This is a genomic window from Streptomyces abyssalis (assembly GCF_001751365.1).
Taxonomy (GTDB): domain Bacteria; phylum Actinomycetota; class Actinomycetes; order Streptomycetales; family Streptomycetaceae; genus Streptomyces; species Streptomyces abyssalis.
The window spans coordinates 492,506-507,611 of record NZ_LJGT01000036.1; the positions used below are offsets into that span (position 1 = coordinate 492,506).

Below are 15,106 nucleotides of genomic sequence, written 5' to 3' on the forward strand. Positions count from 1 at the left end.
CGATGCGAACCGCCGGACGCAGCAGCCCTGTTGGGGTGATGCGACACGGTGCTCGGCACGGTCACGGACGCGGGAGAACGGCCCTACGCCGCGTCCAGCAGCCCCGCGGGGTGCGCCGCGGAAGCGCCGAACCGCAGCCGTGCCCGGTCCGCCGCCGCCTCGGCACGTCTGGCCTTCTCCTCTCGGGGGTCCAGGGAGAGCTGCAGGGTGGCGAGTTCGGCGGGCATCAGCTCCTCGGCACGCAGGGCGACCGCCCGCACGCGGGCCCGCTGCAGCCCGAGTCCGTCGTGCAGGGCATAGGCGAGAGCGGTCAGCGCCGGTGTGTGCGCTGTGGGTTCGGCGAGCGTGCGGGTGCGCGTGGTGACGGAGCGGTCGGCGTAGCGGACGGTGAGGGTCAGCGCACGGGCGGCCTGCCCGGCGGTACGCATGCGGAAGCCCAGTCCGTCGGCGAGGGCGAGCAGTGCGCGGCGACGCGCGACCGTATCGAGTTCGTCGCGGGCGAAGCGGAGTTCGGCCTTCTCCGAACGTGCCGGTTCACCGGGAACCACCGGCGTCGGATCGATGCCGCGGGCGCGCTCGTGGAGGAGGCGTCCGGTCTTCGCGCCGAGGATGCGCTGCAGGGTGGCGGGGGCGGCGCCGGCGACACGGCCGACGGTGTCCAGACCGTACGAGCACAGGGTGCGTGCGGTCACGGCGCCGACGCCGTGCAGTGCCGCGACGGGTCTGCCGGCGAGGAAGGCGGCGGTCTCCTCCGGGTGCACGGTCCGTACCGAGCCGGCGGGCCCGGAGTGCGCGGCCATCCGCGCGAGCAGCGGGTTGGCGGCGACGCCGACGGTGCAGTCCGTGCCGTGCAGGGCCAGCGCACGGAGGCGGATGAGCCGGGCCAGCCCGGGCGCGTCGCGGTCGAAGTAGCGCAGCGCGCCTTGTACGTCGGCGAGCGCGGCGTCGGGCGGCAGCGCCTGCACGACAGGCGTGAAGTCGCCGAGGAGACCGAGGAGGCCGGAGAACTCCGGGCTCTCCTCCTCCGCGCGTCCGGCGGCCGTCCCCTCGAAGCGGACGTACAGCACGCGGAGTCCGGGACTTCCGGCTGCTTCGCTCATCCCGCGCTCCCCGGGCTGGAGTGCCACAGCTTGCGCAGGGCCTGCGGGGAACCCGCGGAATCGCCGGGCGGGCGCAGGTCGGCCCAGGGGTGCATCTCATATCCCTTGGCCACCTCGACGGTGCGGCCGCCGTCTCCCTCGGCCACCTCGCCCTGCCCGGACCCGGGTTCCTCTCCCCCGGGCGGCTCCGCCAGCCTGGCGGCCACCGCGTCCAGGCCGCCGGTGCGGCGCAGTCCGGCCAGTTCGGCCAGGTCCCATGCGGCCGATCCCACCACGCTGAGGCTGCGCGGCCCGCGGCGCTGCACCACTCCCCTCACCAGCAGCAGCCAGGAGTGGAAGACGGTGTGCGCGCAGGCGGCGTGCGAATCGTCGAAGAAGGCGAGGTCGACCAGTCCGGTGCCGTCGTCGAGGGTGCTGAAGATGACGCGCCGGCCGGAGCGGATCGGCGGGGTCTGGGTCGCGGCCTTGGCGCCGGCGACCAGGACCGTCTCACCGTGCCGGACGTCGCGCAGCGCACGTGCGGAGTGCGCGCCCAGCTCCCGCAGGAACGCGGTGTGATCGTCCATGAGGTGCCGGGAGGCGTCCATGCCGAGTACGCCGAGTTCCGCGCCCAGCCGCTCGCCGTCGTCGAGGTCGGGAAGCCCGGCCGGCTCGGGTACGGCGGCGTCGCCCAGCGCCAACTGCCCCTCACGAGCGCCCTTGCCGCGCTGCCGGCGGTGCAGTTCGGCGATCTGCAGCAGCAGGTCACGCCTGTTGCCGCCGGGGGCGAAAGCATCCAACGCCCCCACCTGGGCGAGCTTTTCGGCCACGGGACGTGACGGCCGCGCCCGACGCCAGAGGTCGGCCAGCGAGTCGTAGGGCTGCTCGGCGGCGATGCGTTCCGCGTCCGCCTCGCTGATGCCTTGCACTTCGGAGAGTGCGAGACGCAGTCCCCACAGGTGCTGCCCGGCCTCCGGAACGGCCGCGTCCTCAACTCCCTTGGAATCAGACACCAGTTCGATCCGATAAGCGGCCGACGACCGGTTCACATCCAGCGGCAGCACCGGCACCCCGTGTCTGCGCGCGTCCGCCAGCAGCAGCCGCTTCGGGTACATCCCCGGATCGTGCTCCAGCACCCCCGCGTAGAAGGCCGCCGGATGATGGGCCTTCAGCCACGCCGACTGGTACGTCGGCACGGCGAAGGCGACGGCATGCGCCTTGCAGAAGCCGTACGAGCCGAACGCCTCCACGATCTCCCAGGTGCGTTCGACGGCCTCGTCCGCGTAACCGCGCCGGGACGCCTCCTGCGCGAACCAGACCCGCACCCTCCCCTGCCGCTCGCCGTCCGAGAGCGCGCGCCGTGCCTCGTCGGCCATGGCACGGCCGCATCCGGTCATGACGGAGACGATCTCGATGATCTGCTCGTGGAAGACGACGACGCCGAACGTCTCGCGCAGCGCCGGCTCCAGGTCCGGGTGCGGATACGCGGCGGGCCGCCGTCCGTGCCGCGCCTCGATGAACGGGCGCACCATGTCGGCGACGACGGGTCCCGGCCGGAACAGCGAGATGTCGACGACGAGATGGTGGAAGCTCTCCGGCTGCAACCGCCCTACCAGGTCGCGCTGGCCCGGCGATTCGATCTGGAAGCACCCGAGCGTCTCGGCGGAGCGGATCAGCGCGTACGTACGCGGATCGTCCCGGGGCACCTCGTCCAGCACGGGACGGCCGCCCCCCGCCCGTTCGATCTCGGCGACCGCGTACGCCATCGCGGACTGCATCCGCACTCCCAGCACGTCCAGCTTCAGCAGCCCCATCTCCTCCACGTCGTCCTTGTCGAACTGCGACATGGGGATGGGCGCCGCCCCCTCGTCCGGAGGACCGAGCGGAATCTCGCCGCTCGTGGGCACGACGGGTGTACGGGCGCGGAGCGAGGCGTCCGAGAGCAGCACTCCGCACGGGTGCATGGCGATACCGCGGGGCAGCGCGTCCAGCGACTCGACCAGGTCCCAGAAGCGGGGTCCGTACCGCTCGGCGTCCACGCCGCGCAGCTCGGGGAGCTCATCGAGGGCGGCACGCGCGTCACGCGCCCGTATGTGCGGGAACGACTTGGCGAGCTTGTCGGTCCCGGCGGGGTCCATGCTCAGCGCGGCGGCCACGTCACGGATGGCGTGCCGCACCCGGTAGGTCTCGGGCATGGCGACGGCGGCGACGCGCCCTTCGCCGAAGCGGTCGAAGATCGCGCGGTAGACCTCCAGCCTCCGCGCGGACTCCACGTCGATGTCGATGTCCGGCAGCGCGGCGCGGCGCGGCGAGAGGAACCGCTCCATGAGGAGGCCGTGTTCGACGGGGTCCGCCTGTGCGATGCCCAGCAGATGGTTGACCAGCGACCCGGCGCCCGAGCCGCGTGCCGCGACCCGTACGCCCAGCGCCCTCGCGTCCTCGACGACCTGCGCGACGGTGAGGAAGTAGGAGGAGAAGCCCAGGCCTTCGATGATCCGCAGCTCGTGTTCGAGTCTCTCCCAGCGCTCCCGCTGCCCCTCGTACCGCCGGGCGACCATCCCGGCCGCACACCGCGAACGCAGCACGCGCTCGGCGCTCCTGCCGCCGCCCGCACCGACCAGCCACGGCTCGGGGAAGTGCACATGCCCGATGCCGATGTCCTGCTCCGGGTCGACGCGGCAGTTCCCCGCGGTCTCCTCGGTCAGCGCCAGCAGCCGGTTCGCGGTGTCGCTCCGGTAGCCCGCGGCCTGAGCGATGCGCTCCGCGGCCGACGCCATGGCCTCCGGTCCCTTGAGCCACCGCTCCCCGCCGTCCAGTCCCTTCCGTGGATCGATGGGGACCAGGCGGCGCGCGGCGTCCAGCACGTCCGCGACCGGGCCCTGGCTCGGGTCGGCGTAGCGCACCCCGTTGGCCAGTACGGGCGTCACCCCCTGCTCTGCGGCGAGCCCGAGCATCCGCGCGGACTCGCGCAGCGGCACGTGCCCGGCGACCTCCAGCCGCAGCGCCCGCGTACCAAAGATCTCCCGCCAGCCGTCCAGGTGCCGTGCCGCGCGGTCGGGACGTCCGGCGGCGAGCGACCGGCCGACGTCGGAGTCGGGGCCGAGCAGCACGGTCAGCGCGTCCTCGTGCGTGCCCGCGGCCCTTCCCCTGCCGGACGCCGAGGCGCCTCCGACCGCGGCCAGGTCCTCCCACTCCAGCAGGGGGCGCTCACCGCCGCCCGCGTGCGCGGCGGTGACCAGCCTGCACAGCCGGTCCCATCCCTCGGCCCCCTGCCCGGCGAGGAAGACGACACGCTGCGCCGATTCGTCGATGAAGGCACCTCCTCTGACGGGAGTACGGCGGCGGCGCACCGCGCTCCTCTCCTCCGGCCGCTCCGCCACCGCCAGATCCACCCCGTACACCGGGCGTACGCCGGCATCCGCGCTCGCCCGTGCGAAGCGGACCGCTCCGGCGAGGCCGTCCCGGTCGGTGAGCGCGACGGCGTCCATGCCGCGCTCCGCGGCGCGGCCGGCCAGCGTCTCGGGATGCGAGGCCCCGTATCTCATGGAGAATCCGGAGGCGACGTGCAGGTGCACGAATCCCGGCATCGCACGCACCTCCCGCCGCATCCGCACCTTGCCTGTCCTCGGTACACCCACCATAGACCAGTTTGTCGAACTCGCGTTCGAACGATTCGGGTGACGTTTCCTCGCAGCTCACCGGCGGTACGCGACCAGTGCGCGGCCACGCGGGCAGGGCCCGGGACCAGCGGTCGGCGGGGTGTCCGGCCGGAGTCCGGGACAGCGGGTTTCCGCGCCGGGAGAACCGCTCCCGCCACCGCGCACGGCGGTGTCACGATCGGCTCCATGACCCTCGAACGCGTTGCCGTGCTCTCCGACATCCACGGCGTCCTGCCCGCCCTGGAGGCGGTACTGGCCGAGCCGGACGTACGGGCCGCCGACGCGGTGGTGCTCGCGGGGGATCTCCTCGCCGGGCCGCAGCCCGTCGAGACGCTGGGACTGCTGCGCGATCTCGGCGACCGGGCCGTATGGATCAGCGGCAACGCCGACCGCGAACTGGTCGAACTCGCCCGCGGGGACGCGGGCAGGCCCGGCGCCGGCCCCCTGCCCATGGACGCGTGGGCGGCAAGGCAGCTGGGCACGGCGGACATCGGATTCCTGGCAGGGCTGCCGCCGACCGCACGCCTGGAGGTCGCCGGGCTCGGCCCGGTGCTCTTCTGCCACGCCACCCCACGCGACGACGCCGAGGTGGTGCTCGTCGACTCCCGGCCCGCGCGCTGGGCCGAAGTGCTGGCAGACGTGGACGCGGACGTACGGGCGGTGGTGTGCGGCCACACCCACATGCCGTTCGTACGGCTCACCCATGGGCTGCTGGTCGTCAACCCCGGGAGCGTCGGGATGCCGTACGGACGCCCCGGCGCGCACTGGGCGCTGCTCGGCCCCGGCGATTCGATGACCCTGCGCCGGACCGTGTACGACTACGCGGCGGCCTGCGCCCGCATCGCGGCCGAGTCGGCGTTCGAGGGTGCGGCGGAGTGGGCGGAGGAGTACGTGCACGCGCGCAACAGCGCCGAGGACGCGCTCGCCGCCTTCGGGCCGCTCGACGGCCGTGCCCGCTGATCACGGCCGCGTGTGACCGATGTCAAAGAAGTGGCCGACCGTAGAGGCGGCAGGGCAGGGTAGAAGAGCCAGCGCCCGGCCCGTGGGCACACCGCAGACGGGCAGGGCCCGGACCCACTCGCACAGGACATGCACAGAAGGAGCCCCATGAGGATCGGGATCGTCGGAGCCACCGGCCAGGTCGGCAGCGTGATGCGGGAGATTCTGGCCGAGCGGAAACTCCCCGTGGAGCAGCTGCGTCTGTTCGCCTCCGCCCGTTCCGCCGGGCGCACCCTCCCCTGGCAGGGCGGGGAGATCACCGTCGAGGAAGCGACCGCCGCCGACTACTCGGGTCTGGACGTCGTGCTGTTCTCCGCCGGCGGGTCGACGTCGAAGGCCATCGCGGAGAACGTCGCCTCGCAGGGCCCGGTCGTCATCGACAACTCCTCCGCCTGGCGGCTCGACCCCGAAGTGCCGCTCGTCGTCTCCGAGGTGAACCCGGACGCGGCCAGGCGCCGCCCGAAGGGCATCATCGCCAACCCGAACTGCACCACCATGGCCGCCATGCCCGTGCTGCGTCCGCTGCACGACGAGGCCGGGCTCACGGGTCTTGTGGTCGCCACCTATCAGGCGGTCTCCGGCAGCGGTCTGGCCGGCGTCGCGGAGCTGAACGAGCAGGCGGGCAAGGCCGTCGAGAGCGACGCGACGCGGCTGACGTTCGACGGCGACGCCGTGGACTTCCCGGAGCCGGACAAGTACGAGCGTCCGATCGCCTTCAACGTGCTGCCGATGGCCGGTTCGATCGTCGACGACGGCCTGGACGAGACCGACGAGGAGCAGAAGCTCCGCAACGAGAGCCGGAAGATCCTCAACATCCCCGGCCTGAAGGTGTCCGGCACTTGCGTGCGCGTGCCCGTCTTCACGGGCCATTCCCTCCAGGTCAACGCCCGCTTCGAGCGGCCGGTCACGCCGCAGCGCGCGCGTGAACTGCTGGCGGCGGCACCGGGCGTGGAGCTCTCCGACATCCCCACGCCGCTCCAGGCCGCGGGCAAGGACGCGAGCTACGTCGGCCGTATCCGCACCGACGAGACCGCCGAGCACGGCCTCGCGCTCTTCCTCGCCAACGACAACCTCCGCAAGGGCGCGGCGCTGAACGCCGTGCAGATCGCGGAGCTGGTCGCCGCCGAGTGAGCTGACACGGGCGAAGCCCCGTAGACGGAACGACGGAACCCCCGGGCCGTGCCCGGGGGCTCCGCGTGTGTGCTGTGACGCTGGTCAGTGCGGGATCACACCGGACGCGTCAGGTGCCGGGACTTCAGGGAAGCTCCGCACCCGAGGCCTCGAGGGCCGTCGTCACCGGCTGGAAGAAGGTCTCGCCGCCGGAGGAGCAGTCGCCGCTGCCGCCGGAGGTCATGCCGAGAGCCTTGTCACCGGCGAAGAGGGAGCCGCCGCTGTCGCCGGGCTCGGCGCAGACGTCGGTCTGGATCAGACCGTTGACGGTGCCCTCGGGGTAGGAGACGGAGGCGTCCACGGCGCTGACCGTGCCGTCGTGGACCTGGGTGGTGCTGCCGCTGCGGGTGACCTCCTGGCCGACCTCGGCCTCGGCAGCCGCCGTGATCTCCTGGGTGCCGCCGTCGTAGAGGTTGACCGAGCTCGGGTGGTCGACCTCGGCTGTGTACGTGGCGATGCCCCAGTCGGCACCCGGGAACTCGCCGTCGCCGCTCTCGGCGATCGGCTCGCCGCCCTCGCTCTCCGACCAGCTGGCGATCGCGGTTGTGCAGTGGCCCGCCGAGAGGAAGGCAGGCTCGCCGTTCAGCGTGACGTTGAAGCCGAGCGAGCAGCGTCCGCCGTCGCCGTGGATGGCGTCGCCACCGGCGATCTTGGTGGTGAACTCACCCGCGCTGCGCTTCAGTTCGACCTTGCTGCCCTCGGCCTTGGCCTGCTTCTTCAGCTTGGCCAGCTTCTCGCCCTTGACCGTCTTGTCGGCGGTGATGACGACCTTGTTGGACTTCACGTCCACGGCGCGGGAGGTGCCGGTGACGTCGTTCTTCGTCAGGGAGTCCTTGACCGACTTCAGCTGGGCCATCGTGTGCTGGACGATCTTGGCCTCGGCGCCTGCCGCCTCGACCTTCTTCTTGGCGGCCTGGTCCGTGACGTTGACGACGAGCTTCTTGGCCTTCGCGTCGTAGAACGAACCGGCGTCACCCTTGACGTCCGACGTGAGCTTCGAGGCGAGCTTCGAAGCCGACGTGCTGGACAGCGTCTTGAGGCTCGGCGAAGCCTCTTCCGCAGCGTTGGCTGTCGACAGGGTCAGCGATCCGGCGACCAGCGCTGCGACGCCCGCGCCGGCTATGACCATCTGCCGCTTCGATATCTTCTTCAACTCTGAACCTCCAGTGGGGGGTTGAGGCCGCCCTTGCATTTGAGAGGACAGCCCCGGAGGGAAGTACGGACACAGCCTTCCTTGCCGGCTTCCGCGGCCGAAGGAAGGGCGCGTCCATGCCAACTCGTACCCACGAGTATTACGAGAATCGCTGTTACCGCACAAGGCCGAGTAAGCGACGGCCTGTGAAAAGTCGCACCGTTGCAGGTCGACCGTACACAGCACAACTCAACCCGTCGATCCCTTGTTTGAACGCAAGGGGCGGCAACAGGGAGGAACATGGCTCCAACTGGCACAACAAGCGTACTTGTCCCGTTCTGTCCACCGATTCCTGTCTGAGATACGGGATTTCTTCCAGAGCCGGCCAGGGCTCTTCCGGAACGGTCGGGAATTCCATCGCGCGCCGTTGTTCCGCGCGTTCACCGCCGCTTTCCGGCCACCATCCGCAGGAGTACTCCGGCCCGTTACCGGCTCCCTGCGGCACCTTGCTTCGCTTCACGGCCACCGGATGTCACAGGCGGCCTTCACCGCCGGACCGCGCTCCGGCAGTGGCGGCCGTACGGAATTCCCCCAGGCCCATGTCAACGCGGCTCTGCCGCCCGGAACATGGGCCGCGACGGCCCGGAGGGGATTCCGAACACCCCTTCTCCGCCTCCCTGTTGACCCCTCGCACAGTGTTTCGTACGCGTCGCACAGCGGCATCACACTGGCGGCAGGTCACCATGGTGTGCGGGGCCATCCGCACCCGTCTGCTCTCCCGCCCGCACCGGCGGGGGCGCGCACGACTTGCACACCGTCACCACGCGTGCCCCACAAGTTCCTTGACCCGGCACCATGAGTTCTGCACCAGTAACGTCACGAAACCCGTACTGGGCATGTATCCACTTGGCGCAACATCCGCATCATGGACGACCATAGAGATGCGGACTCCCGGGGGGGAGCTCGAAGTGACTGCGGACGGACCGCGCAGAGGAGAGGAGGCGTCCATGGGATCGGTGCGCAAGGCGAGTGCCTGGCTGGGCCTCGTCGACGACAGCGAAATGCGTTACTACGACGACGACTACGCCGAGGGGCCGGAGCCCGGTGACGCCGCCCAGGAGCCCTGGGTCACGGACCCGCGGATCCGGGTGACGGCGGAGGCCGCTCAGGATCAGGGCACCCGGATCGCGACCGTCACGCCCGACGGCTTCCGCGATGCGCGCGGTATCGGTGAGCTGTTCCGCGACGGGGTTCCCGTCATCATCAACCTCACGATGATGGAGTCCGCGGACGCAAAGCGCGTCGTGGACTTCGCCGCCGGTCTGACCTTCGGGCTCCGGGGGTCCATCGAGCGGGTCGCGACGCGGGTGTTCCTGCTGACGCCCGACGACTACAGGATCGTCGGCAGCGAGAACCGCCGCGCCGCCGAGGGCGGCTTCTTCAACCAGAGCTGACACGGGCCGAAGGCGAAGTCGCCGTCCTCCCCCGGAGGTTCGACACCGGCGGGCAGCAGGCCGGCGCCGTCGGTCCGCGCGCCGTGAAACCGTGCGCGGACGGCGTCACGGGCGGGTGATCCCGCTCGGCAGAAGGTCGTTGCCGCCGCCGTGCTCCTGCTCGTGTCCGCGATCGTGACCGCTCTCACGCCGATGGCCGTCGCCGTTCCCGCGGCCCTCTCCACTGCCGTTGCCGTTGCCGTTGCCGTTGGAGGATTCGGCCGACGGGGACGGCGGGGGAACCGCTCCGGCCCGCTCCCGGCTCCCGTCCGCCTGCCGCGGCACTCGCTTGCGCACGGAGTGCGCGGGCGCGCTTCCCTCACCGCCGTCGGTCTCCCGGGCGGCACGGGTCACGGGCTCCTGTCCGTCCGCTCGGCCCTGGCCCGCCCCGTCCGCGGCGGTGCTGCCGTCCGCGGCGGTCTCCTCATCCGCCTCGCCGGGAACGCCGGTCTCCATGGTGCGCGGCAGCCTGAGCGCCGCCAGCACCCCGAGCAGCAGCAGTCCGGCGCTGGCGATCAGCGTGACGTGCATGCCGTGGACGAAGGCCTCCCGCGCCGCCGACCGGAGCGCGTCCCCCGCGGGATCACCGAGCCGCGCCGCGATGCCGTACGCCTCACCCAGCGAATGGCTCGCGTCGCCCTTCGCCGCGGCGGAGACACCGGGCACATCGCGCACGCCCGGCGCGTACGCGGCGTTCATCACGCTGCCGAGCACCGCGATGCCCATGCCGGCGCCCAGCTGGTAGGCCGTCTCCCCGATAGCCGCGGCCCCGCCGGAGCGGGAGGGGGGCGCCTCGTTGAGCATCGACTCGTAGCAGCCGAAGAGCGTGGTCTCCAGACCGAAGCCCAGCAGCACGAACCCGCCGACGAGCAGCACCGGCCTGTCCTCCTGACCGAGGCCGGTCAGGCAGAGCACGGCCGCGATCGTGAGCAGGAATCCGAGGCCGACCATGCGCCGCGGACCCAGCAGCCCCAGCAGCCGGGAGCCGACGAGCCCGGCGGCGATGGCCGCGAGCGAGAGCGGCAGCAGCCGCAGGCCGGTCTGCAGCGGCGAGAGACCGAGCACGAGCTGCAGGTACTGGGCGGCGATCAGCGCCAGCCCGACGAGGGCGAGCACGGTGAGCACGATGCAGCCCACCGCCGTGCCGAAGGCGCGGCGCGCGACGGTACGGACGTCGATGAGCGGGTACGTGCGCCGCCGCTGCCTCCGTACGAACACCCCGAGCAGGGCCAGGCCGGTGAGCAGCGGCACGGCCGTGCCCGGCTCGAAGGGATGGCCGGCCCCCGCGTGCTTGACGCCGAGGATGACGCCGAAGAGGCCGCCCGCAGCCACGACGGCGCCGAGCAGGTCCCACGGCCCTTCACGGGTGCCGGTGGACTCGGGAAGCAGCCAGCGCCCGACGAGCAGCCCCGCGGCCATCAGCGGAAGGTTGACGAGGAAGACCGAGCCCCACCAGAAGTGCTCCAGGAGCAGGCCGCCGACGAGCGGCCCCACCGCGGCGCCGACCGCCGCGACCGCGCTCCAGATGCCGATCGCGAGGGCCCGCTCACGGCGGTCGGGGAAGACGTGCCGGAGGATCGACAACGTCGCGGGCATGATCATCGCGCCGCCGACACCCAGCAGGGCCCGTGCCCCGATGAGCATGCCCGGTGTCTGTGAGTAGGCGGCCAGGGCCGAGGCGACCGCGAAGAAGGCGTAGCCGAAGAGCAGCACCCGGCGCCGTCCGACGCGGTCGCCGAGTGTGCCGAAGAGGATCAGCAGGGAGGCGCAGACGAGCGGGTAGGCGTCCACGATCCACAGCAGCTCGACGGAGCCGGGCCTGAGCTGTTCGGAGACGGCCGGCACCGCCACGTGCAGCACTGTGGCGTCGATGGCGACCAGCAGCAGACTGGCGCAGAGGACGACGAGGACGGTCCACCGGTTCACTCGGGGCCCGGCGCCGGCGAGGGGCCGGGCAGCCCCGTGCGCGGGAACGTCCGCCGCCTCTCCGGCTCCGGCCGTGGTCGTGCCGGACATCTGCGCACCTCCTTCTCGCGCTCGCGCCTTCGGTACGTGGGGGATCACCGGGCCCGCTGCCGACGTCTGCCCCGCGAGCGGGGCCGGAACGCACTGCTGCCCGGCACGGAAGGACGAGTGGCCGTCAGGGTACGCGAGTCTGCCAGGCGACCGCGTGGCGGATCTCACCCGCCGTCCCACCTGCCCCGGAGGCGGCACACGCGTGCCGCACCTCCCGGCCCAGGAGCCCCGCTGCGTCAACTCGCGGGCCCGGAACGGGAATCCGGCGGGAAAAGAAGAACCGAATTCCCCACCGACCGGCGGTGAACAGAATTTCCGGAGCGTGTTGGCCGCCCCCGCGTGCGCCCGCACCCGGAATACGGTGTCTAAACCCCGGATAAGCTGCGGGAATTCACCTGCACAAACGCCTCGGTGAGACACACTCCACATCACATCGTCATCACGAACGCCCGTCGCGTGTGCGGTCAGCTTCCACAGCCGTTGTAACGTCGACTGGGTGCGTACCGACCGACTGCTCGCCCGGCTGGAACAAGAGCCCGAGCGACCGAGCAACCGCGATGTCCCGCGGATGAGCCGAACCCGCAAGCTGTTGTTCGGCACCACCTCGGCGCTCTATGCGGTGATTGTCGTCGCCGTGCTGATCCGGGCAGATCTGGTGCGGCTCGACTGGCAGGTGATGCTCTTCAGGCCGTACAAGCAGTGGCCGGAAGTGCACGAGTTCCTCGACTACTTCGTCGTCCTCGGACAGCGCGGCCCGACCGCGGTACTCGTCGCCGCCTGGCTCGGCTGGCGGTCGTGGCGGCAGCGCACACTGCGCCCGCTGCTGGTACTCGGCACCGCGCTGCTGGCGCTCAACGTCACTGTCGGGGCTGTGAAAATCGGCCTCGGCAGACTCGGGCCGCACTATGCGACCACCGTCGGATCTGGCGAACTCTTCGCCGGCGGAGACATATTTCCCTCAGGTCATACGGCCAACGCCGTTGTGACCTGGGGCATTCTGGCTTATCTCGCCACCACGCCACGGGCCCGCAGGGTGCTGTCGGTGGTCGCCGCGTTCTTCGCCCTCGGCGTCGGCGCGACAACCGTCTACCTCGGCACCCACTGGGTCAGTGACGTGCTGCTCGGCTGGGCGGCCGGACTGCTCATCCTGCTCGGGCTGCCGTGGGCCGAGCCCGTCATCGCCTGGGCGGAGGACCGCATCCAGGCATGGAGGGACCGCCGGCGCACCGCGAGTCCCGGCGGCCGCCGTCTCGTGCCCTCGCCGCTCTCCCCCGTCACGCGGCAGTCGCTGCTGCCTTCGCGCCGGGGTCTGCCGGCCGAGGAGATGGCGGTGCAGGACGAGGGCCAGCACGGCGAGACCGCGGTCATCGCCGGCCGCGCCCCCGCCTCGTCCTCGTCGGGGACGGGCATCGGGGCGGCGAGGCTGTACCACCCGGCCGGACGTCAGCACCCGCTGCGGGCCGAACGGGCGCCGGTCAGCCCTCAGCCGCCCGTCGGGCCGCGCCGCCAGTACTCGGACCGCTCACTGCCGCGCACAGCCCATCTCGGGCCGCGCGGCAGGTAGCCGGAAGCCCGTAAGCCGACAGCAGGCGGCCCCGGTGCCCTGAAGAAGGGCACCGGGGCCGCCTGCTGTGCTGCGAGGCCGCGCCGCGCCTGCGGGGCCGCCTCGCCGCGGGATCAGCCCTTCCAGCAGCGCACGACGTTCCCCGTGCTCTTCTCGACGGCGAAGTTGAGCCGTCCGCTCAGATACTCCATGGTGATGATCGCGTCCGGCGGCAAAGACCGCACAGTCGCCCAGCCACGTGCGTACGCGCGTTCCTCGGCCGCTTCCGCCGAGAGCCCCACGTAGCTCTCCGGGTCGTCCTGCGGGTTGTCCTGGGCTGCGGATTCCGGTGCCATGCCGCCACCGTACCGCCGGAGGTCCCCGCCGTATCGTCAGCTCGTCACACTCTTGTCACAAGCTCCACGACGCGCCAGACCGTTCACCGTGTCACTCGTACGGGGCTTGTACGGAACTTTGCATTCTGACCCTTCTGCGCACGGATTCATTCGCCCGAATTCCCTCGCGGACGTGCCGTCAGAAAATGCCGGGCCCCCGTCAATTCCTCCCCGGGACTGTGATCCGGTAACACTGCGGAGGCGTGCGGAACTTGTGCGTCGCAACCGCTTGCACAATTCCGGCGTAACGAGCCTTTCCCCGCCGCTCCCTGCCCCGTACGGTGATCCGCTCCGTACGACGGGCAGCCGCGGCGAAGACAAGAGGAGCGGGCGGCGGGAAGGAACTGGCGGCAAGAAGCGGCAAGAAGGGGAAGGAAGTCCTCAACTTCCGCCGAGGGCACGGTCAAGCCTGTCGCGCAACGTCCTGACCTGCGAGAACAGCCCTTCTGGTGCGCGTACTTCGAAGTCGAATCCGAGCATCAGAATGTAAGGAAGGATCACTTCAAGCGAGGGCCCGCCGGTGCGCAGCAGACAGCTGTGCTCGTCGACCGCCTCCAAGGTGCCCGTGGACAGCGTGACCACCTGGGCCGCCCGCTCGACCGGCACCCGCAGCAGCACCGTCACATGCTCCGCGAAGGCCCTGACGGCCACGCCTTCGGACACCCACGCCGCCAGGTCCTCCGCGGGGCCGGTGCGGGGAGCGAACCGGGGACCGTGCGGCGGTGTGAGCGTGATGCGGTCGACCCGGAAGGTGCGCCAGTCCTCCCGCTCGGTGTCCCACCCGACGAGATACCAGCGCCGGTAGGTGCTGACCAGCCGGTGCGGTTCGACGATGCGCCGGCCGGTGGTGCCGTCGTGTGTCTCGTACGAGAAGCGGAGCTGCTGGTGATCGCGGCAGGCGTGGGCGAGTTCGGTGATGAGGGACGCCTCCACGGCGGGCCCGTGGTGCGCACGTGTCATCGGCACGGTGTAGGCGTTCAGCGCGTTCACGCGGCGGCGCAGCCGGTGCGGCAGCACCTGTTCGAGCTTCGCCAGCGCACGCGCGGAGGACTCCTCGATGCCCTGGACGCCGCCGCCCGCGGCACCCCGCAAGCCGACGGCGACCGCCACGGCCTCCTCGTCGTCGAGCAGCAGCGGGGGCAGTTCGGCACCGGCGCCGAGCTGGTAGCCGCCCGCCGTACCCGTACTGGAGTTGACCGGGTAGCCCAGGCCACGGAGCCGCTCGACGTCCCTGCGGACGGTGCGCGGGGTGACCCCGAGCCGTTCGGCGAGTTCGGCGCCGGACCATTCGCGTGGGGACTGCAGCAGCGAGAGCAGGCGCAGAAGCCGTGCCGATGTCTCGACCATGGGACTGAGTCTGCCACCTGTTGCGGACACCTTCTGTCCGCAACAGGTGGCAGACTCAGGGCGTGCTCTTCAACCGGCTACCAGCGGTACCAGCGGGCCCTCTTGCCTCCTGCACTCGTCGAGCGGAGCAGGAAGCCGAGCAGCCAGATCACCAGAACCGCAACGGCGATGTACCACAGCACCTCAAGCGCGAAGCCGAAGCCGAAAAGCAGCAACGCCAGGAGCAGTACGAGCAGTACGGGAACCATCGGGCAACACCTCCTGGCACGACGG

At 71.4% G+C, this 15,106-nt stretch carries 11 protein-coding genes; 4 read left to right on the forward strand and 7 right to left on the reverse strand.

Annotated features, from left to right (window positions below; genetic code table 11):
• Positions 1-83: 83 nt before the first annotated feature.
• Positions 84-1,100, reverse strand: a complete 1,017-nt coding sequence (locus tag AN215_RS03060) for a DNA polymerase Y family protein (protein WP_070012317.1) — start codon at positions 1,098-1,100, stop codon at positions 84-86.
• A complete protein-coding gene (locus AN215_RS03065) occupies positions 1,097-4,666 on the reverse strand; it encodes a DNA polymerase III subunit alpha (RefSeq protein ID WP_070012533.1) in 3,570 nt (1,189 codons plus the stop codon). Before AN215_RS03065 ends, AN215_RS03060 begins: the two co-directional genes overlap by 4 nt.
• A gap of 258 nt (positions 4,667-4,924) precedes the next feature.
• Here AN215_RS03065 and AN215_RS03070 point away from each other — a divergent pair, with 258 nt between their 5' ends.
• Positions 4,925-5,698 carry a metallophosphoesterase family protein gene (locus AN215_RS03070; protein ID WP_070012316.1) on the forward strand — a complete coding sequence of 258 codons (774 nt, stop codon included), beginning with the start codon at positions 4,925-4,927 and terminating at the stop codon, positions 5,696-5,698.
• Positions 5,699-5,845: 147 nt separating this feature from the next.
• The gene (locus AN215_RS03075) at positions 5,846-6,868 is read left to right on the forward strand and encodes an aspartate-semialdehyde dehydrogenase (RefSeq protein WP_070012315.1); all 1,023 of its coding nucleotides are present in this window, start codon (positions 5,846-5,848) and stop codon (positions 6,866-6,868) included.
• Between the two features lie 124 nt (positions 6,869-6,992).
• Here AN215_RS03075 and AN215_RS03080 read toward each other — a convergent pair whose 3' ends face one another.
• Entirely contained in the window at positions 6,993-8,036 is a 1,044-nt protein-coding gene (locus AN215_RS03080; protein ID WP_070012532.1) for a S1 family peptidase, read from the reverse strand.
• 1,010 nt (positions 8,037-9,046) lie between these two features.
• Between AN215_RS03080 and AN215_RS03085 the strand changes: the two genes are divergently transcribed.
• Positions 9,047-9,493, forward strand: a complete 447-nt coding sequence (locus AN215_RS03085) for a cell division protein SepF (protein ID WP_070012314.1) — start codon at positions 9,047-9,049, stop codon at positions 9,491-9,493.
• A gap of 105 nt (positions 9,494-9,598) precedes the next feature.
• On the opposite strand, the gene AN215_RS03090 is transcribed toward AN215_RS03085, so the two are convergent.
• Positions 9,599-11,548, reverse strand: coding sequence for an MFS transporter (locus AN215_RS03090; RefSeq protein WP_079122630.1), 1,950 nt, complete (start codon positions 11,546-11,548; stop codon positions 9,599-9,601).
• Between the two features lie 496 nt (positions 11,549-12,044).
• On the opposite strand from AN215_RS03090, the gene AN215_RS03095 reads away from it, so the two are divergent.
• Entirely contained in the window at positions 12,045-13,112 is a 1,068-nt protein-coding gene (locus AN215_RS03095) for a phosphatase PAP2 family protein (RefSeq protein ID WP_070012313.1), read from the forward strand.
• A 113-nt stretch (positions 13,113-13,225) separates the two neighbouring features.
• Here the strand turns inward: AN215_RS03095 and AN215_RS03100 are convergent, their stop codons facing one another.
• The 3 genes from AN215_RS03100 to AN215_RS03110 all read right to left on the reverse strand — a co-directional run bounded on the left by AN215_RS03100 (position 13,226) and on the right by AN215_RS03110 (position 15,081).
• Positions 13,226-13,447, reverse strand: a complete 222-nt coding sequence (locus AN215_RS03100; RefSeq protein ID WP_070012312.1) for a hypothetical protein — start codon at positions 13,445-13,447, stop codon at positions 13,226-13,228.
• Positions 13,448-13,867: 420 nt separating this feature from the next.
• Positions 13,868-14,833, reverse strand: a complete 966-nt coding sequence (locus tag AN215_RS03105) for a helix-turn-helix transcriptional regulator (RefSeq protein ID WP_070012311.1) — start codon at positions 14,831-14,833, stop codon at positions 13,868-13,870.
• A gap of 77 nt (positions 14,834-14,910) precedes the next feature.
• Entirely contained in the window at positions 14,911-15,081 is a 171-nt protein-coding gene (locus AN215_RS03110; RefSeq protein ID WP_070012310.1) for a hydrophobic protein, read from the reverse strand.
• Positions 15,082-15,106 lie beyond the last annotated feature (25 nt).